This is a genomic window from Nostoc sp. UIC 10890 (assembly GCF_054786515.1).
Map to the genome: position 1 here is coordinate 7,097,854 of NZ_JBSGKF010000001.1, position 21,514 is coordinate 7,119,367.

Below are 21,514 nucleotides of genomic sequence, written 5' to 3' on the forward strand. Positions count from 1 at the left end.
ATTTTAACAGGATTGGCAAAGGTCAAACAATCCTTTGTAGGTATAATTAGTTTTGCTCTATGCACAAAACCTGATTCCTCTAAAGATTTTATTAAAGAAGGCAGGAGGCAGAAGGCAGGAGGCAGGAGGGAAACTGCCCGACGCTCGTTCGCCCTTGGAAGATATCAAAACTGTTGGTGTTAAATGCATTGTACTATGTTGTACTATAAGGATTGATTTACCTTAATTGCGATCGCATAATCATTGCCACATCACGGCGATTATTTTGGTGATGAGGATGGAGTGATTGCTGGTTTTGAACGCTGTTGCTGGTAAAAACCCACAACTTTTTGAAGATATGCAGCAGTAAATCCGCTGTTGCAGCCTGTATAGTTACCAGTCATCCACCAACAACCGACGCCACGCACAGCGGCGGTTTCATTATTGCTGCTGGCGATAAACTGCTTATTTAACTCTCGGCGGGTGATACAGGATATAACTTGGCGTGCTGTCGTAGGGCTGTTTTCAAACTGCGTCGGTGTTAGTTCTTTTTTGAGACAATGTTTTGACCAACCTTTTAAGGTTTCTGGTTTAACTTGCCATTCACTGTAAAGTCCATCATTTGCAATGCCGGTCTGCGGTGCAGCTAGTCGCAGCGCCTCTACCATCGCCGCGACTTGGGCATCAGAAACCTGTTGTTGTGCTTGAGCTAACAATGATGATAGTCCAAAACTGACAATCACTCCGCTAAGTAGTAATCTTATGGGGTTTTTCCTCATGATTTTGGAATTATTTTTATATACCAGTATGTAGGATACTACGTTTTTACACTTAGCAATTCTCAAAGATTAGATTGAATTGAGGAATTGGGAAGAAGCAGGGAGCAGGGAGCAGGGAGACAAGGGGACAAGTCTCTCCCCTGTTCATTGGTGTCAAGTTAAGCTAGAAATAGCTTCGCTGCGGGCTTCATAACCCGCCAGAGAATGAATTCTCTGGCTCATAGCTAAAGTCTACTGAAGTAGACTGAATATTTTTGGGGATATCTAGTCATCTTCAGATGACTTTCACTATGATTCTTGGAACTGAAGTTCCTTGCGGGACATAGTTTTTGCGTTAAGTTGACACCAATGCCCCCCTGTCTCTCCCCTCTCCCTTGTCTACCTTGTCTCTTCTCCATCCCCAATCCCCAATCCCCAATCCTCTGTTATGCTGGGTTCCAAGTGCCGTGAAAGCTGTGGGGAATGACGCTAGGTAATCCTAGCTTGCAAACGGGTTCTGCATCCAGGCGATCGCTATCAAATATCCAAACTTCACTACTATGAGAATTACCATCGTATACAACAGTTAGCACCCAGCCTTGCTCAGGGTTTTGGGCATCTTGGGCGTGGATGGGTTCTGAAGGATAGCGGTTTTCTCCTAAGTCGGCTTCGGTGAGGGTTTCGGTTTTGTAGTCGAAGCGGGCGATCGCACTGAAGGATTCTTTGTCTGTATCTGTTCTTTGGGGCATTAATGATATGTAAGTATAGCGCCAAGGTTGCCCAACTTGTGATCGCTGCACTACAGGAAATTCACATTTTTGGTTGACAACTTCCTGTGTTTCTGTAACTTTACCAGTTTGGGGATTGAGACGTACTTGCCACAATGTTCCTTTAGTAACTGTGTGTGTCTCACCACTGGCAAATTCTCTGAGATATTCATTAGTTTGGTGAAAATCTGAATATCGCACCATGTCCAGAATCACCGAACCGTCTTGATCTTCATAGCCATTGCCAAAATGCCAATTAAACCAAGGATCGGTTTCGCCACGACTAACTAAGGATAAGTTTTCGCGGTCAAATATTAATACCTGGGTTCCTAACTGAGGTTCCCACAACAGAGATTCACTAAAGGTGGTCAAACCTAGCAGAACTGGCAGTGTTTTCATCCGCATCGGTGGCATGAAAAACACTAGATATCTTTGAGTTAAAACAAAATCATGCATTATAGAATAGCGATCTAGCTTAAAAGCAGTTTTTTGGATAATTTTGCCGGTAGCATCGCTTTTGTAGAGATTCAGTTGTACAGAACTTCCAATACTGATTCCAAAGTTAAAAATTTCGCCTGTTTGTGAATCACGCTTGTAATGAGCAGAATAAGGTAATCCGTTATCTAAAGCGCCTAAATCATCCAATCCCTTCGTTTCTAAAGTTTGTAAATCAAGGGCATAAGGATTGGTTGCTTCCCATAAAGCCAACAATTTATCAGGTAAAGCCAACACTGAAGTATTCGCTGCATTTTTGATCTGTTGACCCCAGCGTTTCCAAATGGGCCCTGGCGTATGCATCCCATAGACACCATAAAGATATCTATCGGCTTGAGTTTCAGCTTGATATTCTGCTGTTTGCACATAGCGATAGATTCCAGTGGCTCCTGCATCCGTGAAATGGACACCGAGAATTGCCCCATCTCCATCAAACCAGTGTCCAACACGCTCACCACCGCGTTCTAGCCGTGCGGGGCCATTGCGGTAAAGTGTGCCACGCAAACCCTCTGGAATTTTGCCAGAAAGAATTGACAGTTGAGTAAGAGGAAATTCTTTTGCCGGTTCTGCGATCGCATTAGCCCAAGCTTTTTTTGTTGACTTTTTAGTTATGGTATGCATATTAAAATATTGCCTAATACATTGATGTACACAGTTACATATATTGTTGCAATTTTTGGCGTTGCATATTTGCGGGATGATTTTGCTATACTCGAAATCGCAATAAGAGCTTTTTGTCTAGTTAAAATATATTTTCCTTGCTCAGTTAGGGTATCAAACCACTCAAATCCATAAAAGCCCATATCTGTGATCAGTAAAAGGGGCTTTCGGCGAAGTCTATTTTCGGATTCGGTTGTTCAAAGTGTAAGCTGGGAGGAATTAATTTGTGCTTGAGCACCATCACCGTTTTAATTAAACCAGTCACACCAGCAGCGATATTTAAGTGTCCGACATTAGCCTTTACCGATGCGATCGCACAGAAACCTTTTTGGTTGGTACTAGTTTCAAACGCCTCCTTGAGGGCACTAATTTCAATCGGATCTCCCAAAGCTGTACCAGTTCCGCAAGTTGAAAAAGATTCTTCAAACTGATGCCATTTTCGACAATGTATTCCGGGAAAATTAGGCATCAAATGAGAATTCTAAATCTTTACGAGTGTCTATCGATACCAATTATCTAAATGGAATATCATGATTGTCCCAGTTTGATTGGGATTTTATTTTCTTGCAACTCCCTAAGTACTATACGTACAATCCCTTGAACTCCAAAGGTGCGGCGATTATCGCCTTCGGGCAATATACTGCATGGCAGGTAGGAACCCACGGACAGGCTTCTCCCCACGAAGCTCTTGTGCAAACTGGTGGTTCGGTCACCGTCCATCGCGATGCAAATCGGTCAGGCACGCGCGATGCAGGTGACTCCATTGACTCAGGTCATTTTGGCATTAACCAACATTGGGGAGGTGATAATCCTAAGTCCGACGTAGGAAGGTGGAGCGCTGGCTGTCAAGTAGGTAGGACAAAACAGGGACATCGCGAGTTCATGGCTATCGTTAAGTCAGACCCACGCTACCAAGCTAACCGTAGTTTCACCTTCACTAGTACCATTATTGACGGCAAAGACCTCCTAGCACAGTTTCCTGCATGAATGTCACTTAAAGGAAAAGATGGCCGGAATTAAAGGATAAAGTGGACGCCCTAAAAACCTGGAATGCTTATTTTTGCGTCGCCCTACTTTCGCCATACTTTACAAGCGATCGCATTCAATCTTTTCAAATACCCTTCCGCTTTAGGTTCTTTTCTGCGGCCATTTTTTGCTTTAAAAACGGTCACTTTATCCTTTATCTCTGGGAAATAACTATCATAAAGATACCGGGAATTAAGTTCAGCGCCCACTTTCTGCGCCACACTCACGCGACGCTGGCTAAGAAAAATGGAGCTTCTGATTTTGACTTGCAAAGCGAAATATTGTTGGATATCTTGTTGCTCACTGCGTAGAATCTTCAGTGTTTGCTGCTGGATTTGAGCAGTCTTTTTTCGCTTATTTAGGTTGTATTCACCCCATTTAACTCAGTGTTATAAGCTGTCGTGTCTGTAATTTTCCAGAGCATTCTAGAGTTACCAATGGTTGCAGACCTAAAAAGTGCAAGTTATACGCGCGATAGCTTACTATTTCAGAAATTGGCAAATGTATTGAAATCAAAATTTCACCAATTAATGCTGAATCTTAGCAAGACAATATCACCTTTTACCCTTGACTTTTTTTAATGCTGCTTGTCGTACTTCCGCATTGAGCAAATAACCAAAACCCACCTTTTCTAAACGCAGCACAAATTCCTCTCGTGTATTGCCCAATTTCCTAGCTGTAGCATCCAAATTCCAATTATGGTTCGCTAACTGACTCAGCAAATAAACTCGGCGAGTCTGCATTCCTGATAAGCAATAAGTCTTCAAATACTCCAATTCACCATTCTCTCGAATAATCGCTTCCCCAATATGATTTTCTTGGCTGGGATTGAGGTCAGTAATAAATCTTTGTAACATGAACGAACCAGCAGTATAGACTTTTTGGGAAATTAACTTGCGTCCTAACAGTCCCTCTGCCATGAAACCCTGAAACGATGCCCAATCTGAACGCATATTTTCTACTGCTGCTCTCAAGGCTGTTAAATCATTAATTTTTGACTCATCTAAAGATACACTCATGGGAAAAGTTGTATCGTGCAGCAACGCGTATTGGTACAATAACTCACCATAGAAATCTTCTAACAAGCTATTGTGCAGAAGTCGATAGTCCTCTGGTGTCGGTACTACAAAAGCTGATGCTAATGCTTCGGCAACAAATACCAATACCCCAACCTGTCGAGAGTGAATTTCAAATACCCGCAAAGCATCTTCAAGTCCAGCAATGTAACGTCCACTAAAAGAGCTTTCCATTCGGCTACCCAGCCCATGAGAAAGGGCATACTTAGAATATTCACTCCAGGCAATATCAGGGCCAGAGAAAAACATTGATAAAAAGCCTTCCATTGCCAAGTGCAGTGGCAAAAATCTCAGTTGATTACTAGATTCCCGCTTCACCATCCGGTGCATTAACCGGACACTGGCGCAACTATAGTTTAACTGTTTACCATCTGTTTTAAAAAGCTGTCCCCCAAAAGCCCCCACAGGACTGCCGTCATTAGTCCAAGACAACACTAGTCCGTGAGGAACATAGGAAAAATATTTCATTCCTGGTGCTGTCATTTCTCCTGCTAAGGAAACAACTGCTAAATCTTCATCGTAGCTACGACGCAGTAAGCGCAAGTCGTTACGTACCTGATGGCGCAATAATGGCACAATCCGCACTGCTCCCCGTATTTGAGAAGGAGCAATTTCTAGTCCTTTGAGTGATATGTCTGCTAACAGATTGCTTTTGGATGCCATAGGATGCTTAGTCTATTTTTATTAACTTTAAGCAACACCGTATTTGGTATAAGGACGTTTGTATGGGGGATGCAAGCCTAAAACAATATCTGAAGCTGGAACTCCTCTTTCCACTAGCTCTTGAGCAATATCGGCTTCTGTCATGTTGTGCTGAATCCAAATTTTATTATCTTTAATGTCTAAATGAATGTAACAGGCATAAATACGATTTAACTCTTGCCAACCAATATCTAGAATTTGATAGTGATCGTGTTCTGTATCAAAAATGAGTTGACATTCAATATTTGGTTCGTTTGGGGGGTTGGGGGTGGCGTGGGCGATTAATAATTCGCGCACAATTTGGCTATATTTGGCTAGTTTTTCCATTCGATTATCTCCCCTGTATTCGGTTTATATGCTATTATTTTTAGGGCATAATATAATATTGCCGCTTAAGTAAAACGCTCCTGAAAAAAAGTATTAAAAATATCAATAGGAACAGCTAAATAGAGAATGCGATCAGGCTCAGTCATTTCTAAGGCAAGGCGATAGTTGAGAAACTGGCAAGCGTGCATTATGAAAGTCAGTAATGACGGAGGGATTGATAAAGCTTTTAACTTCTACAGCAATTTTCTGCTCATCTTTTTCAGCAGCAAATACTTTTTCAGCAGCAAGATCAATCTCTAGTTTAACGCGCTCTATGCGAATGATTAATGGATCGCTAGTAATTGTCCATCCGTCTTTGATTAAGGCTTGCTTGACGGCTTGGTGGAATAGGTCTTTGGCCATAGTGGAATATTTACAAAGGTTTTCAACTATATGAGGTACACCTATACCTTACAGCCTACACCCTGTCCTACATTTGCTTGACTCGCTCTGCTAAATATGATTCCAGTTCAGCTAAAGATGCAGAACCTTCAGCAAACCGGGCAAAGCCCAACATCGTAGGTAAATCTTCTGCATCTCGTAATCCTACTGTGGGAATTGTGGGACTAAGGGGGTGTAAAGAAAAGTCATCGGCGTTGTAAACAGGATTGCAATGAATAATGGAAGTTTTTTGTTGTGGGTCTAAACGATCGCGATATACACGCAGAATTTCCGATGCTCCACTGGGGGGGTCGTTTTCCCAACCATCGGTTACAAGTACTATTAAATCTGCGCCCCACTCCAAAGCATCCAGTAGGGGAGTCGCTAGGTCTGTTTGTCCACGAGGTAGAATCAGCAGTGGAGCGCTGGTTGATGCTGTCCAAAAAGCTTGGTATTCCTGAGATGCTGCTTTTAGTAAGTAATGAGTAGCTAAAGCTACTCCTAAAGGACGACGATGTTTTTCGGCTGAACCGGAACTGGAGTAGCTGCAATCTAGAACTGCGGCTACTCGTCCTAGTTTTAGGGGTGATTTTCTTAATGTGAAGGCAGCAGATTTCTCTAATGCTTGGTTTAAGATATCCCACTGCTGTTTGCGAGTCTCCAATGGCAAAGATAAGATATACAGCGCCAAACGAGTTAGGGGGAGACGACCTAAATTAATGTCGATTTCTACTTCTGTGCGGTTGGCTGAACTTTGAAATCGCAATTTTTCATTCAAGGTCATTTGTTCTTGAATACGGGATAAAAAGACCTCTCGTTTAATTCCGTGTTTTGCTGCTAAACCTTCGGCAACTGTAAAGGGTAGTTGGTAAACTGCTTGAGCGCTATAGTGTGCTTGGCGAAATGTCTCGAATAATTCTGTTTGATAAACTTGCTGTTTCCATTTACCAAAGAGAAAATTACCTAATTCCCCTGGTAGGGTGAGGTGAGCATGGGAGGCGATCGCTCGAAATTTGGAGCGATACTTCACAGCATCAAAGTTAATGTCACGTTTTTGCTGAAGATAATCACGAGCGATCGCTCTGCTACGACGATTATTGATACTTCTTTTCCGTAATTGTTGCAATACGTCCCAACCTCGTTGTGGTGGTAAGGCTGTTAATGCTGCGGCAATTAATGCACCTTCTTCTTGTCGATGTTCAGGGGGTGTATGTTTTCCTGTTGCTAGTAATTTGAGGATAATCTGCGCTTGGTTGAAGTGGTTAATCCCTGCTGCCAATGTCCGGGTATAGAGTAAGCGGTAATTACCTAAAATATAGTCGTGCAAAAAGTCAATAGATACGCGCTGCCCGTAACCATCACCATAGAACTCACGCTGTCCTGTGCAGGAGAGGCAGGCATTAATGAACATGACTAAATCTTCCCTTGCCACTTGCTGATGCTGGTTCGCCCGATTAATGTCCATTGTTGACCGAAAACAGGGTGTGGGGTGTAGGGTGTGGGGGGTAGGGTGTAGGGTGTAGTGTTTAAGACAATTGAATGGAAGTACGTCAAGCAGTTCAACACATTCTTAATTCCCCACACCCTACACCCAAAACCCAGAAATACCAGGAATTTACGCTTATCAAGCGTGCCATTCGTGAAGAATATTGCATCACTTCTTCCCCAACACCCTACCCCCTATCCCCAACACCCTTTTCTTTGGGGGTACTGTTCGGGGAATGACGACACGACAAGCTAGGATAGCGTTACAGGCTAGGTTCGGAAGTCGCACCAAAGTCCCGCAAACAGTATTAACGACTATTTTAAGTTCTAGATTAGAAAATAGCTGCGGTATTCTAAATAGAATATACCGACTTCATAATCTAATCTTGCGACAATATGTGCGTTTTAGGCCTAAAAACCTTTGATTTTCGTAATAAGCGCATAAACTTGTGAGAAAATTGACCTCGTAATTCATGCCAAATTTTGAATTGATCAAAGTCAATTTTATGAAAAAGAACTATGTTCTCCTGACCTTAGCTTTATTGATTTGCACTGCTGCGCCTCAAAAAGCTATAGCAGATGAGGTTTGGAAAACGGAAGAATATAAAGTGGTTTATCAAGAAGATCGTAATAAAACTGCCGTGTGGCGTTATGGTCGCGATGGAATAATCTTCATTGATGGTTTAGCAGGAGTGTTTAATGACCGAGGTTCATACAATGGCTATTGGGTACAAAAGTCTTCATCGGTACGTTGTGATACCTATAGAGAAGGGGCAGATGGTAAACCTACTTATCATTGGGGCAGATTTAAAGTCACTTTCATTGATTCAAAATTTCCCTCCCGTTGGAAAGCTGATATTAGCCTTTGCGATCGCGATCCTGTGATGACTTTAAACGGTACGCCTGTTACACAGTAATCACTCAGCTAAAACACTTGCAACTGTTTGGTAGCTCTAAACACTTATGGCAAATAACGTTGATAATATTTCCCAACCTATTTATTGAGCGATCGGACTCGGTAGCTTTTTAACAGTGAACAAGTTATCAGTGGTCTATTTATCCCGTGATCTAAGTCCCCCACCATTTTCTAGAAACCTTTGGTGGCGATTCTTTATCCCCCATTAATGCAAAAATAATTGATAACTTTTTAACAGTGCTGTCTGTTTATACCATCTCCTTAATATTCACAATATGAATATCGACCGATTGCAAGAACTTAAGCGAAAACTCACAAATGACGCAGACTTATCCGATATCTGGCTATTTTACATGGATCATTTTGCGGATCATCCAGAATTTACTGACCTGGGTGAACCTGCCGATAATGAATACCTAGATGCTGTCCTCCAAAAAACTTGTCAGCAGATGTTTGATAGGGCAATAAAGATTAGTGACTTTTTGCTGATCTACATTGCTCGAAATCATTCTTGAGATGCGATCGCATGAGGGTAAATTTTGAGCAATTCACCTTCAGAAAAAACGATTGTCTCTTGCCATTAATGCTGACCTTGGATCGCAATACGCACTCATTACCGTTCATCCCGCAACCACTCTAACCCAATCCTCAAAGCTGTTTCCGCACTGTAGTACAACTTTTGTTCCCCGAATATCCCACCCGTGCGGCTGATAATCCGAGTTGATCATCTACTGAATTGCCGGATCAACATCACGCCCCCCACCGCCTAAGTCATAGACCATCCCAGATAAGAGTGGATTCACATCAGCAGGATTACCTTTCTGGTATTGCATAACTCTGGCTTGTGCTGATGTGGGAAAGACAGCGATCGCAAAACAGAGAGTCAGGATGAACACGCCTAATGATTTTGCTAGATATTTAAATCGGTTCGAAGGAGAATAACTGTTTTTCCTGTTCACCTTCATAGTTTCCTCCTATTCTCCTGGTGGGAAATCAGTCAGTTGTTTGGCATCTGCGATCGCACAACCTCAGCGATCAGGGATAATTCGTCAGAATCAAAAATTCGGATGCTGAAATCGGTTGGATTTCAACATAGGTCACTTCTTTATAGTACATATCTACTACAATAAGGCGATCGCGCTGTGCCAGTTGCGTAAGTCCTGAACTATTAGGTTTTATTGAACAAGAATATGGGATTGTAGATTAGGGCAGATTTAAAACTGATTTTTGAACATACACTGGCGTTCATACAGTCGCTATTTCATGGCACAAAAGTATTTCTTGTTCTTGGGTCATACAATCTGAACCTCATCTCAAATCACCAACTAGAGCATTATGTCTAAACTTTTTGCCGTTGTGGTTGCAACCGTTCCAGAGTATTACGACTATAAATTGGCTCACCCAGAGCATGACCAAAATCAACTCGCTTGGTTTAATGAGCAACATGAGAAAGGAACACTACTGTGCTGTGGGCCGTTTTTTCCCCATGATGGAACTGGGCTTTGGGTAATCCAGGCGGATAATCTTGAACAGGCTCAAGCTGTTGTAAACAGCAGTCCTCGTGTGCGAGATGGTATGCTAGCGGACTCTGCTAGAGTTGTGGAGTGGGAAGTTCACATTGGACGCGATCGTTTTGCTCCCGTGTGAATACGTAGAAGCAACAACTGCTAAATTAGTTGGATATAAGCAGATAAACACACAGTATAAAATTCTCATAATTGAGATTAAATATAAGCTCAGTTACCTTCTCATCTTCTTAGCTACTTTGTTTAACCCGCCTTCTTTAACACAAGTTGCACCGAGACTTTCAGTGTAAGTACCGTAGTCTTTGTAATGTTGTATCTTGATTAACATTACGTTGTTGTCGCTCCATTTACCTTTAATTTCGCTAATCTTTAATGTTTTAGGATTAAGGAAATGGTTCAAGTTGCCGCTTAGTTTTCCCCACCAGTAAGAGGCCCCAACCATTCGGGTATTAGTAAACTTAACGCCAGACATCTTAACGACTGAATTAGTTTCGGTGTTGAAAGAACATGCAGTATTAGTCTTGTTATCCAGTGCGATAATCAAATTATTATTGCCCCCGAAGAATGACAAATCGTCATTTGTGCTGCTAGCTACAGCAGTTACAGGTAATAAAAACACGAAAAGATTAAAAGTTACAAATAGTTTTTTCATTAGCTAAATTTTAATGTACGAATAGTTTACTATCTTAGTTTGCTGTAAGACACTAGTATATTTATTTACCCGCCATCCAGTATAATAGCCTCAATATTGCTAACTGCTAGTCAAGCAAGCTCCTACTGACATTAAGGTGAGTTTGTGTCTGCCGAATCCTTGTAAAAGACAACCCGGAACTTGGGGGTAAAGGTGGCTGCTGGGGCATAGTCAACCATGTGGGTAGAATTTAGCTGCACTGTCATAACCTGGGATGGAGAATATACGGTTGGGTTGCAACATCTGAAATCTTACGAATACTTGCCTGCCGAGTGTGAGCAGATGCAGTTAATTAGCGATTCCTGCGGTTCTTGCTAGCCTACGCATCAGTAGGTTGCGGGAAAATGAAAGCTTGGAAGATGCCCCAAGTGCTATGTTGGAGTACCTGGGAGAGTTGAAGCAACCGTATTTGAATACGCAAAAACTTAAATACTAGTCTAATTTGGCACCTGGATGACCATTCTCAACAACAAACGAAGCATAGGTATATACAGGCGCACCGCAGACATCGCAGACTGTACCGTGCAACCCGTAGCACATATTCAGCAAACCAAAAAGTTTTCCCAAAAGGGCGATCGCCAAGCTCAAGTGTAACATCTCCCTGACCGATGCAGATTTAGCTTCCTTAGAAAAATTGCTGTTCAACGCCCAAGCCGTTGAAAACCGAGAGCGATTTGAGGAGGTTTACAGGAAGACCTCAGTCTCAAGCTGTTCATTTGTCAGTTGGCTGGTTTGGATAGGAATGCAGCGACGACTGAATTTACCTTTATATTCAGCTTGTAAAATGTAATCAATTATCAAATCAATTGTGGGTATGTTAATGTCAAAGCCTTGTTGTAAAAGTAGACGTGACCAAGGTTGGGTTAAGTCAGCAGCAATCGCATGACAATAATTACTTTTAAACATGGTCAAGCACTTTTTGAAGCTGCACTAGAATCTAAAATGTCTACTTTGGATAGCACAAGCAGAACATGATGATTTTATTTGAATAGCAGGTGAACGCCATCAACAAACTTTACTATCCTTTCAACAACTTGTAGAAAAATACAATTGAAAGTTTAGTAAAACTATTGCGCTGACTGCAAAATCTTAAACATCCTTAAATATATCTCTGTCCAATCGTGCTGATGAAGATAACAAAATTTTCTCGTTTTGCCTGAAACAATTAAACTCAGTAGGAATACTATCCCAATGAAGGGTAAAATGCGGCTATTTATGAAATATGTACTATTAGTTTTAAAGTTGTATATGTCTGATGTAAATGAGCCAAGTAACCATAGCAACAATATCTTTAAAAAAATCTTGTTAATTATTGGAACTGGAGGATTATTACTTGGGATTCCGATTATGTTCATTCGAGTTCCACCAAGCTGTGGCTGTGGTGATAGCAGTAAAGCTACAGTTGGAAGATTTATTAAGGCACAACAAGCATATTTCTCGGAGAAATCAGCTTTTGCTCAATCGTATAGGTTGTTAGAGCTTGCAGATGGAGATGCACCAACAGCTACAAGCCGCTATCGATATACCGTAGACATGAGTAAGGATAAGTCCTTTATATATGCAACTCCGATAAAAGAATTCCCAACTGATGTACTTCAATTAGGACTGACCAAACAGGGCTTCAACAGCCTAATAGGTGCAGTTGCTTACGAGCAAAAAAATAAAACTACTATTTCAATAATTTGTCGCTCCGAAAAACAGACTTTAGCTTATCCTCCCCGACCTATTTTTAAACAAGGTAATTTTAGCTGCCCTATCGGTTTTGAAAGTATCAAATAAAATAGTATACAAACAATTAATGAAGTTTTTAGGAGGATTTATCGGATTCATAATCATGCTCCTATATTGATGATACTTGACAAAATTGAAGCTTCTATGGGCAAGCCTGTATTGGCTGTGGATGATTCAGCATTCAATGATGTGACAGATGAAGAAGAATGATTGGAGACAAATTAACTTAGGAAATGACTTAAGAGCTATTTCAAAGAAACCCCGAATACTATTGCATTATTTATGGCATCCATTACTTTGAGCAGATTAAATCTTGCGAAATATTATGAAGAAAAATTTGATAAACCCATATATTATAGCCCTGATTTTTTTAAGCTTAGTTATAAGCGTTTCTAACCAGACTAGAGATTTATATAAAACCAAAGATACACAAATAAACCTTAGTCAACTTTTCGCTACAGCCAGATGGAGATTAGATTCGACTGTCTTATCGGTATATAAGAATAGATTTGAAAGCTTGAATCCTAGCAAAATCGTTAATCGATAAGCTTAAATATACTGATTAGACAGCCAGGGAACACAACGGGACAGTGAAGAAGTTGTACGAGGGCAAAGATAAAACTTCCCGCTTCTTGATATCCAGTCGGAGCCAGTTGTTTAATTGAGTGCTGTAGAACTCCTCTACATGATTGATACAGCGCTCAACAGAGTTCAGTTCCCACTCTACAACTGGCTAGAAATGAACAAAACCAAATAAAACCTCAGAAGATGAAAGATGTAGATAGCTGGCATTTCTCTAGGAGTGATTGCTTGCCGACGATCACATTAGTTAAGTATATTTGGGCACGCTAAAGGAATTAATGTAGAACTTTTTAGAGTCGATGGGTAAGCTAAATCGACCTTATTTAAACGCTTTGGCAGAAAAAGTGTTGAATGTTTTGAAGTCAGAAATTAAAGTTTAGTTATGAATTTCTTATTTCATCAAACTTATTCTTGATGGGAGCAAACAGCAAGTAATTATTCTCAGAATAAGAATTGCTGTATAGTTTGAGGTATTGCCAGATTATCCTCTCAAGAGTTGCTCCATGATTGCTCTACCTGGTATTGACATTCAAAACAAAATATACGAAAGTTCCAATTCTCTAGTGTACCAGGGCATCAGAGACGATGGAGTAGGTATAATTGTAAAAATGCTCAAGCTTGATTATCCCTCTCCCCAAGAACTAACCCGCTACAGACAGGAATATAAAATTATCCGTTCCCTAAACTTGGAGGGAGTGGTGAAGGCATACAGTCAGCAAGACTATCAACGCACTCTGGTGATTATCTTAGAAGATTTTGGGGGAGAGTCCCTAGAGCAATGGATGCACAAGCGCCCAGATATCTTCTGCCCCATGCCTTTATCCACTTTTCTAGGTCTTGCGATCGCTATAAGCGACATTTTAGGCAGAATTCATGCAGCCAATGTCATTCATAAAGATATCAACCCTGGAAACATAGTCTTTAATCTAGATACTGGCGTTGTAAAAATTATTGACTTTGGCATTGCGACCCAATTTAACCGCACGAATCCGACGTTCAAAAGTCCCCATGTGTTAGAAGGCACGCTTGCCTATCTGTCGCCAGAGCAAACCGGGCGGATGAACCGGATGCTCGACTATCGCACCGATTTCTACTCGCTAGGCGTAACCTTCTACGAACTGTTAACTGGACAGCTACCGTTCCCCACTCAAGACATCCTGGAGCTAGTTCATTGCCATATTGCCAAACCGCCGATTCCTGTGCATGAATTGAACGCCACGATTCCCAAACCCATTTCAGGCATAATTTTGAAGTTGATGGCGAAAAATGCGGAGGATCGCTATCAAAGTGCCTGGGGCATCAAAGCGGATCTAGAACGCTGCGCCGGGCAACTGGTAGAAATGGGTCAGATCAACGCCGTGTCGTTGGGACTGCAAGATGTTTCAGAACAGTTTTGCATTCCTCAGAAACTGTATGGACGAGAAGCGGAGACTAAAGCATTATTGGCGGCGTTTGACAGAGTGGTTAGAAAAGAGACGTTTAGCAAAATTTGTCAACTAGAGTCAGGCATAGAAAATGCTCAATTCAATGTCGAACTCATACTCGTTGCTGGTTACGCTGGCGTTGGCAAAACAGCATTGGTGCAAGAACTCTATAAACCCATCACAGCAAAGCACGGCTATTTCATATCGGGTAAATTTGACCAATTTAAGCGCAATATTCCCTACAGCGCCATTGTGGATGCCCTGCAAAAGTTGGTGCAGCAACTTCTGGGGGAACCGGATGAGCAAGTGCAACAGTGGCGATCACTTCTGCTCTCAGCTTTAGGAAGCAATGGGCAAATCATCATTGATGTCATTCCTGAAGTTGAATTAATTATTGGCAAACAGCCACCCGTACCCGAAGTTGGAGCAACTGAAGCTAAAAATCGCTTTAATCGAATCTTTCAAAATTTTGTGCGGGTGTTTTGTTCAAAAGAACATCCCCTGGTCATCTTCTTAGACGATTTACAATGGTTCGACTCCGCGACGCTGAAGTTAATCGAGTTAATATTACTCGACGAGAAAACCCAATATCTATTTTTGATTGGAGCCTACCGAGACTCGGAAGTGCATCCAACGCATCCACTAGTATTAACGCTCTTAGAACTACGAAACCAAGGGGCAGTACTTCAGGAGATTACCTTAGCACCCTTAACGCTCGAACCCTTGAGTCAACTGATTGCCGAGACCCTAGGTCGCAATATTGACACCGTTCGTTCTTTAGCCCAATTAGTGTTATGTAAAACCGAAGGCAACCCTTTCTTTGTCGGTGAATTTTTGCGAATGCTGTATAGCGAAAATCTGTTAATCTTTAATACGAAACAGTTAAGCTGGCAGTGGGATATTGCTCAAATTCAAGCCCAAAATATTACCGATAATGTGGTGGAGTTGCTGCTTCACCAGTTGAAGAAATTGCCAAATGAAACACGGCGAATTCTTCGTTTAGCCGCTTGTGTTGGAGCTGAATTTGATTTAGAAACGTTAGCGATCGCTTGTGAAAAATCGCCGAAAGTAATTTCTCTAGATTTACTAGCTGCAATACATGCTGGATTAATTCAACCTCTATCTGAATTAGACGAAAACTTGTTAGTTCAAGACTACAAGTTTTTGCACGATCGGGTACAGCAAGCTGCTTATGCCTTAATTGATGAGTCGCAGAAACAATTGGTTCATCTGCAAATTGGTCGTAATCTCCTCGAAAAACCGTTACCAGAACAGCTATCAGAGCGGTTGTTTGAGATTGTCGATCATCTTAATCATGGAATTGAGCTTGTCTGTGATCAGGCAGAGCGAGATGAAATTGCCAAACTGAATCTATTGGCAGGTCAGAAAGCAAAAGGGGCGATCGCGTATAGTACGGCAGGAAACTATTTAGCTACAGGGAGACAATGGCTAGAAGACTCTAGCTGGCAAACGAACTATGACTTGACCTCAGAGTTATATGTAGAAACAACAGAAGTTGCTTACTTGTGTGGCGAGTTTGAACAGGTAGAATACTGGGCAGCGATCGTCCTGCAAGAAGCTAAAACGGTTCTCGACACTGTAAAAGTTTACGAAGTCAAAATTCAAACCGATATTGCACAGAACCAGCCATTAAAAGCAATCAATACAGCATTACAAGTGTTGCCGCAACTAGAAATTAATTTCCCTAAAACACCCAGTCAATCGGATATTCGTCTTGAACTAGATACGATCGCCGCTCTCTTCAATGAGAAAGAGGTTGAGAGCTTGATCGATTTACCAGAGATGACTGAACCGAGCAAGCTAGCGGCGATGCGAATCTTATCCAGTATTACAATCGCTGCCCAAATTGCTGCTTCTAATTTGATACCTCTGCTTGCGGCTAAACAAGTTAACTTATCGATCCAGTATGGTAATGCATTTGTGTCTCCCTTTGCCTACGCCACCTTTGGGTTAATCCTTTGTGGAAGGTTCGGAAACATCGAGACTGGCTATCAATTTGGACAGCTTGCTCTAAAGCTATTGTCACAGTCTCATAATCACGCACTCAAAGCTAGAACATTGCTGATTGTCAATAACTTCATCATTCACTGGAAAAAACATACTAGAGAATTATTGCAGCCGTTACTTGAAGGCTATCAAATTGGGCTAGAAACTGGAGATTTAGAGTCTGCTGCCTACTGTGCTCATACTCACTGTTCTCAATCCTACATCAATGGAAAAGAACTCGTAGAGGTTGAACGCGATATGGTGACCTATGGCGAAGCAATCCATCACATCAAACAAAAAACAGCACTTACTTGGAATCAAATCCTTCGACAAGTCGTCATCAACTTAATGGGAGGTTCGATCGACTCAACCCGCCTCGTCGGCGAATTCTACAATGAGGAAATTGAACTGCCACAGTATGAAACTGCAAATGATGAAAGCGCTATCTTTAGTGTACGTTCCAAAAAACTTTTCCTATGCTACCTTTTTTCTGAATATGCTCAAGCCGTTGAAAACGCAGCCCTAGCAGAAACTTATTTGATCCGATTAACTGGCGCAACCCCTGAGCCTTTGTACTATCTCTATGATTCTTTGGCAAGACTGGCAACCTATTCTGAAAGCAGTACTCAAGTGCGGTCAGAAATTCTCAAAAAAGTTGCTGTCAGCCAGGAAAAAATGAAGCACTGGGCATATCATGCGCCAATGAATTATTTGCACAAATATCACCTAGTTGAGGCAGAGAAAGCACGAGTTTTGGGTCAGGTGCTTGAGGCAGAAGAGTTTTATGAACAAGCGATCGCAGGTGCTGCTGAAAATGAGTATATCCAGGAAGAAGCATTAGCTTATGAATTAGCGGCTAAACATTATCTGGCGCGAGGTCGGTCAAAAATTGCTCAAACTTATATGAAAGAGGCGCACTATTGCTACGATCGCTGGGGCGCAATCGCTAAAGTTAAAGACTTAGAAACTCGCTATCCACAGTTCTTTTCTCAGTCGTCTAGAGCCGCTTCCACATCAATTCCTATTACTGCTGAAACTATCTCTAATCCCTTCCATACCGCTTTCGATTTAGCAGCAGTGATGAAAGCTTCACAGACGATTTCTCGTGAAATTGAACTGAAGCAATTGCTGCGATCGCTGATGCAAACTTTAATTGAGAATGCTGGCGCACAAACCGGATATCTGATTTTAGAAAACTCAGGAGAATGGTCGATTGAAGCGGCTTGTGAACTCAATGCCGATGAGAATGCTTGTGCGACTCAGGTGTTACAGTCTATTCCAATTGCCGATCAATTGCCAGAATCAATCATTCAATATGTGATTCGGACTCTAAAGCCTGTCACCTTAAATGATGCGACTCGTGAAGGTGCTTTTATTAATGAGCCATACATTCAACAGAACCAGCCTCAATCTATTTTCTGTTTGCCGCTGCTGAATCAAGCCAAGCTGGTCGGTGTATTGTATTTAGAAAATCGGTTAGCAGTTGGAGTATTTACACCAGAGCGATCGCAGGTCTTGCAGCTATTATCGACTCAAGCAGCGATCGCCATCGAAAATGCCAACCTTTACTCAGAACTACAGGCTAAGGAAAGCAAGATCACCCAGTTCCTCGAAGCGATTCCGGTGGGAATTGCGATCGTGGATGCGATGGGTCGCCCTTACTATACCAACCAATGCGGCAATCAACTCATAGGCAAAGAAACTGATACTTCCATCGCACCGGAGCAGATATCAGAGGCTTATCAACTTTATGTAGCGGGAACGGATCAAATCTATCCAGCGGAGAGCTTGCCTATTGTGCGGGCATTAAGGGGCGAACGCGTTAGGACTGAAGATATAGAAATTCGTCGAGATCAGGTCACAATTCTACTTGAGGCACGGGGAACACCAGTTTTCGATCGACAGGGCAATATCACTTATGCGATCGCTACCTTTCAGGATATTACAGAGCGCAAACAAGCCGAGAAACTCCTAGCTGACTACAACTGCACTTTAGAGCAACAGGTCGCAGAACGAACTGCTGCGTTACGACAAAGTGAGGCCAATTACCGCAACCTGCTACAAACCGCGAATTCAGTCATCATTCGCTATGATCCGCAAGGACGAATTCGATACATCAACGATTATGGGGTAAAACTCCTGGGCTATGAAGAACATGAGATTTTAGGGCGAACCTTATTTGAAACCATCATTCCAGAAGTCGAACTCTCTGGACGCGATGTGAGACCCATGGTTCATGATTTACTTCGCAATCCTCAAGCGTACCCGCAAGGCGAGGGTGAAAACCTGTGTCGAGACGGTCGGCGAGTTTGGGTTGCTTGGTCAAATCAAGCCATCTTCAATGAACAGGGAGATGTCGTTGAAATCTTATCGGTGGGCAATGACACCACCCAGCGTAGACAAGCAGAAGAGGCATTACAACGCAGTGAAGCTAAGTTCCGCAATATTTTTGAAAACTCACAGGTTGGCATCTTCCGCACCCGCCTCTCGGATGGATTACTTCTCGATGCCAATCAACGCTATGCCAATCTGCTTGGCTTTGATTCATCAGAGGAGATGATTGGGATTGAACACGCCACGGACTACTATGTAAATCCCAGCGATCGCCAACAATTCCTTGAGGTGCTGAAGCGGGATCGGGAAGTGCGAAGCTATGAAGCACAGGGGCGAAAACGAGATGGGACAGTGTTTTGGGGACTTTTCTCTGCTTATCTGAATGCAGACGATGACTACATTGAAGGGGTGATTGCGGATATTAGCGATGTCTACGACGAGCTTCGCTTACGCAAGCAAGCAGAAGCCGCTCTACAAACGAGTGAAGAACGACTACGCTTAGCATTAACCGCTTCAAATCAAGGACTCTACGATTTCGATTTAAAGACTGAAGAAAGAATTGTTAACCCGGAATACGCTTTAATGCTGGGCTACGATCCAGCAACATTCCACGAAACCATTCCTGAATGGATTGCTCATTTGCATCCGGATGACAGAGAATCAGTTGTCGCAACCTACCATGCTTGTATTACTGGAGAAATACCCAACTTTCAAGTAGAGTATCGCCGTCGAACCCAGGATGGTCAGTGGAAATGGATTCGTTCTGTCGGCAAAATTGTTACCTGGAATGAATCCGGTGAACCCATCCGAGCGTTGGGAGTTATTACGGATATCGACGATTGCAAACAGGCAGAAGCAGCCTTACAAGCCTCAGAGTCAAAACTACGGACTCTAATTGAGGCAATTCCCGATCCATTGTTTGTACTGTCTGCTGAAGGGCGATTCCTTGAAATAATCGTACAGGAGCCAAATCTGCTATGGCAACCCTTTGAGGAGATGATTGGTAAAACCATGCATCAACTCGGAGAGGAACAAGCCGATGAATTTCTAAGTTATATTCAGCAGGTGCTAAGAACCCAACAAATCCTTACAGTCGAGTACAGTGCGTTTCTAAATGGACGAGAAGCCTGGTTTTCAGCTCGCATTGCTCCAATCAGTCACGATCAGGTGATTTGGCTGTCGCGAGATATTACGGCTCTTAAGCAAGCAGAAGCCGCGTCAATTTTGGATGAACGCAACCGCATGGCACGCGAGATTCACGACACACTCGCTCAGGCGTTTACAGGTATTCTGGCTCAGGTGGGAGCGGCAAAACAGGTGCTAACAGATGATGTAGAAGCAGCTCAGGCACACCTAGACCTGATCAAAGAATTGGCGCGGACTGGGCTGACTGAAGCGCGGCGATCGGTCGTTGCGCTCCGTCCTCAGCTTTTGGAGGAAGGCAGTCTACAGAGCGCTCTACATCGTCTCATCGCTCAAATCAGAACTGCCGCAATGGATGTCAGTCTATATTATGAGATTGAGGGTGCAGTGTATTCTCTACCCACTGAAGTCGAGAATAACTTACTACGGATTGGGCAGGAAGCATTAACTAATGCGATTAGATACGCCAATGCTGACGAAATTCGAGTGGAGCTAGTCTACGATCGCGACCAGTTTTGCTTGCGCGTGAGAGACAATGGACAGGGCTTTGGAGTTGGAAGTATTTCAGCCTCTGAGGGTTTTGGCTTACTCGGCATGAGCGAACGGGCAGAGCGCATCGGCGCACAACTAACGATTAGGAGTCAACCTGGACAAGGAACAGAAATTATTGTCACCGTCAACCTTTGAGTGAGCATTACAATGAGCCAAGCTACGACCATTCGGGTTCTGATTGCGGACGATCACGCCATTTTTCGGCAAGGATTAGCCACGATTATTAACCGTGACCCAGATATGCAAGTGATTGCACAAGCCGAAAATGGGGAACAAGCGATCGCTCTATTTTGGGAACACCAACCAGATGTAACGCTAATGGATCTGCGAATGCCTGAAGTGGAAGGAGTTGCCGCCATTGGTGCAATTTGTGCGATCGTTAAATCTGCTCGGATTATTGTACTGACCACGTATGATAGTGACGAAGATATTTATCGGGGATTGCAGGCAGGCGCAAAAGGATACCTGTTGAAAGAAACTGAACCTGACGAGCTTCTGAATGCTATTCGTACCGTTCATCGGGGCCAGAAGTATATTCCGCCCGATGTAGGAGCAAAGTTGGTACAGCGCCTCAGCAATCCAGAACTGAGTGAACGAGAACTAGAAGTACTCGGCTCACTGGCGCAGGGGATGAGTAACGCTGAGATTGCGGCTGCTTTGAGCATCGGTGAAGGTACTGTTAAATCCCATGTCAATCGGATTTTGAATAAGTTAGATGTCAGCGATCGCACTCAAGCGGTGATTGTTGCCGTTAAGCGCGGCATTGTCAGTTTGTAGGGTGTACTTTCGATCGAGTTGAGAGTCTAACTTAAGTTAGAGCCGGCCTTCTACTTTGCGATGGAACGATTACTCTATCAATTTCTACTGTCAAACTTTTAACTCACTATAGACGACAGCTTGAAGGCGATCTCCT

Annotated in this window: 16 protein-coding genes and 2 pseudogenes; 7 read left to right on the plus strand and 11 right to left on the minus strand. The window is 42.7% G+C overall.

The annotated features are described in order from the left end of the window. Window positions 1-260 precede the first annotated feature (260 nt). The 3 genes and pseudogenes from ACWATR_RS29420 to ACWATR_RS29430 form a co-directional block, all read right to left on the minus strand. On the minus strand, window positions 261-758 hold the full coding sequence (locus ACWATR_RS29420; protein WP_460339839.1) for a hypothetical protein: 498 nt from the start codon (window positions 756-758) through the stop codon (window positions 261-263). A 425-nt stretch (window positions 759-1,183) separates the two neighbouring features. Beyond that, window positions 1,184-2,620, minus strand: coding sequence for a carotenoid oxygenase family protein (locus ACWATR_RS29425; RefSeq protein WP_460339841.1), 1,437 nt, complete (start codon window positions 2,618-2,620; stop codon window positions 1,184-1,186). 193 nt (window positions 2,621-2,813) lie between these two features. Next, a pseudogene (locus ACWATR_RS29430) lies at window positions 2,814-3,062 on the minus strand (hypothetical protein); the annotation flags it as partial. 131 nt (window positions 3,063-3,193) lie between these two features. On the opposite strand from ACWATR_RS29430, the gene ACWATR_RS29435 reads away from it, so the two are divergent. Next, a complete protein-coding gene (locus tag ACWATR_RS29435; RefSeq protein ID WP_460339843.1) occupies window positions 3,194-3,646 on the plus strand; it encodes a hypothetical protein in 453 nt (150 codons plus the stop codon). A gap of 593 nt (window positions 3,647-4,239) precedes the next feature. Here the strand turns inward: ACWATR_RS29435 and ACWATR_RS29440 are convergent. The 4 genes and pseudogenes from ACWATR_RS29440 to ACWATR_RS29455 all read right to left on the minus strand — a co-directional run bounded on the left by ACWATR_RS29440 (window position 4,240) and on the right by ACWATR_RS29455 (window position 7,675). Further along, window positions 4,240-5,424 carry an ARPP-2 domain-containing protein gene (locus ACWATR_RS29440; RefSeq protein ID WP_460339845.1) on the minus strand — a complete coding sequence of 395 codons (1,185 nt, stop codon included), beginning with the start codon at window positions 5,422-5,424 and terminating at the stop codon, window positions 4,240-4,242. A 27-nt stretch (window positions 5,425-5,451) separates the two neighbouring features. Further along, entirely contained in the window at window positions 5,452-5,790 is a 339-nt protein-coding gene (locus ACWATR_RS29445) for an element excision factor XisI family protein (protein ID WP_460339847.1), read from the minus strand. Then, window positions 5,778-6,192, minus strand: a pseudogene (locus tag ACWATR_RS29450) (XisH family protein). Before ACWATR_RS29450 ends, ACWATR_RS29445 begins: the two are co-directional and overlap by 13 nt. A 67-nt stretch (window positions 6,193-6,259) precedes the next feature. Continuing rightward, window positions 6,260-7,675 carry a hypothetical protein gene (locus ACWATR_RS29455; protein WP_460339849.1) on the minus strand — a complete coding sequence of 472 codons (1,416 nt, stop codon included), beginning with the start codon at window positions 7,673-7,675 and terminating at the stop codon, window positions 6,260-6,262. A gap of 526 nt (window positions 7,676-8,201) precedes the next feature. Here ACWATR_RS29455 and ACWATR_RS29460 point away from each other — a divergent pair. Beyond that, complete coding sequence (locus ACWATR_RS29460; protein ID WP_460339851.1) at window positions 8,202-8,612, plus strand: hypothetical protein; 411 nt, start codon at window positions 8,202-8,204, stop codon at window positions 8,610-8,612. A gap of 274 nt (window positions 8,613-8,886) precedes the next feature. Beyond that, a complete protein-coding gene (locus tag ACWATR_RS29465) occupies window positions 8,887-9,126 on the plus strand; it encodes a hypothetical protein (RefSeq protein WP_460339853.1) in 240 nt (79 codons plus the stop codon). Window positions 9,127-9,339: 213 nt separating this feature from the next. Here the strand turns inward: ACWATR_RS29465 and ACWATR_RS29470 are convergent, their stop codons facing one another. Continuing rightward, the gene (locus ACWATR_RS29470) at window positions 9,340-9,576 is read right to left on the minus strand and encodes a hypothetical protein (protein ID WP_460339854.1); all 237 of its coding nucleotides are present in this window, start codon (window positions 9,574-9,576) and stop codon (window positions 9,340-9,342) included. Window positions 9,577-9,946: 370 nt separating this feature from the next. Here ACWATR_RS29470 and ACWATR_RS29475 point away from each other — a divergent pair, with 370 nt between their 5' ends. Continuing rightward, a complete protein-coding gene (locus tag ACWATR_RS29475) occupies window positions 9,947-10,258 on the plus strand; it encodes a YciI family protein (RefSeq protein ID WP_163927096.1) in 312 nt (103 codons plus the stop codon). 93 nt (window positions 10,259-10,351) lie between these two features. Here ACWATR_RS29475 and ACWATR_RS29480 read toward each other — a convergent pair whose 3' ends face one another. The 3 genes from ACWATR_RS29480 to ACWATR_RS29490 form a co-directional block, all read right to left on the minus strand. Next, the gene (locus ACWATR_RS29480) at window positions 10,352-10,789 is read right to left on the minus strand and encodes a hypothetical protein (protein WP_460339856.1); all 438 of its coding nucleotides are present in this window, start codon (window positions 10,787-10,789) and stop codon (window positions 10,352-10,354) included. Between the two features lie 471 nt (window positions 10,790-11,260). After that, window positions 11,261-11,473 carry a hypothetical protein gene (locus ACWATR_RS29485; RefSeq protein ID WP_460339858.1) on the minus strand — a complete coding sequence of 71 codons (213 nt, stop codon included), beginning with the start codon at window positions 11,471-11,473 and terminating at the stop codon, window positions 11,261-11,263. A 39-nt stretch (window positions 11,474-11,512) separates the two neighbouring features. Next, window positions 11,513-11,734 (minus strand): hypothetical protein, encoded by a 222-nt coding sequence (locus ACWATR_RS29490; RefSeq protein WP_460339860.1) that lies wholly within the window; start codon window positions 11,732-11,734, stop codon window positions 11,513-11,515. A 342-nt stretch (window positions 11,735-12,076) separates the two neighbouring features. Here ACWATR_RS29490 and ACWATR_RS29495 point away from each other — a divergent pair, with 342 nt between their 5' ends. The 3 genes from ACWATR_RS29495 to ACWATR_RS29505 all read left to right on the plus strand — a co-directional run bounded on the left by ACWATR_RS29495 (window position 12,077) and on the right by ACWATR_RS29505 (window position 21,378). Continuing rightward, window positions 12,077-12,607, plus strand: a complete 531-nt coding sequence (locus ACWATR_RS29495; RefSeq protein WP_460339862.1) for a type IV pilin-like G/H family protein — start codon at window positions 12,077-12,079, stop codon at window positions 12,605-12,607. A gap of 1,037 nt (window positions 12,608-13,644) precedes the next feature. After that, window positions 13,645-20,736 (plus strand): PAS domain S-box protein, encoded by a 7,092-nt coding sequence (locus tag ACWATR_RS29500; protein ID WP_460339864.1) that lies wholly within the window; start codon window positions 13,645-13,647, stop codon window positions 20,734-20,736. Between the two features lie 12 nt (window positions 20,737-20,748). Further along, a complete protein-coding gene (locus tag ACWATR_RS29505) occupies window positions 20,749-21,378 on the plus strand; it encodes a response regulator (RefSeq protein WP_460339866.1) in 630 nt (209 codons plus the stop codon). The last annotated feature ends 136 nt before the right edge of the window (window positions 21,379-21,514 follow it).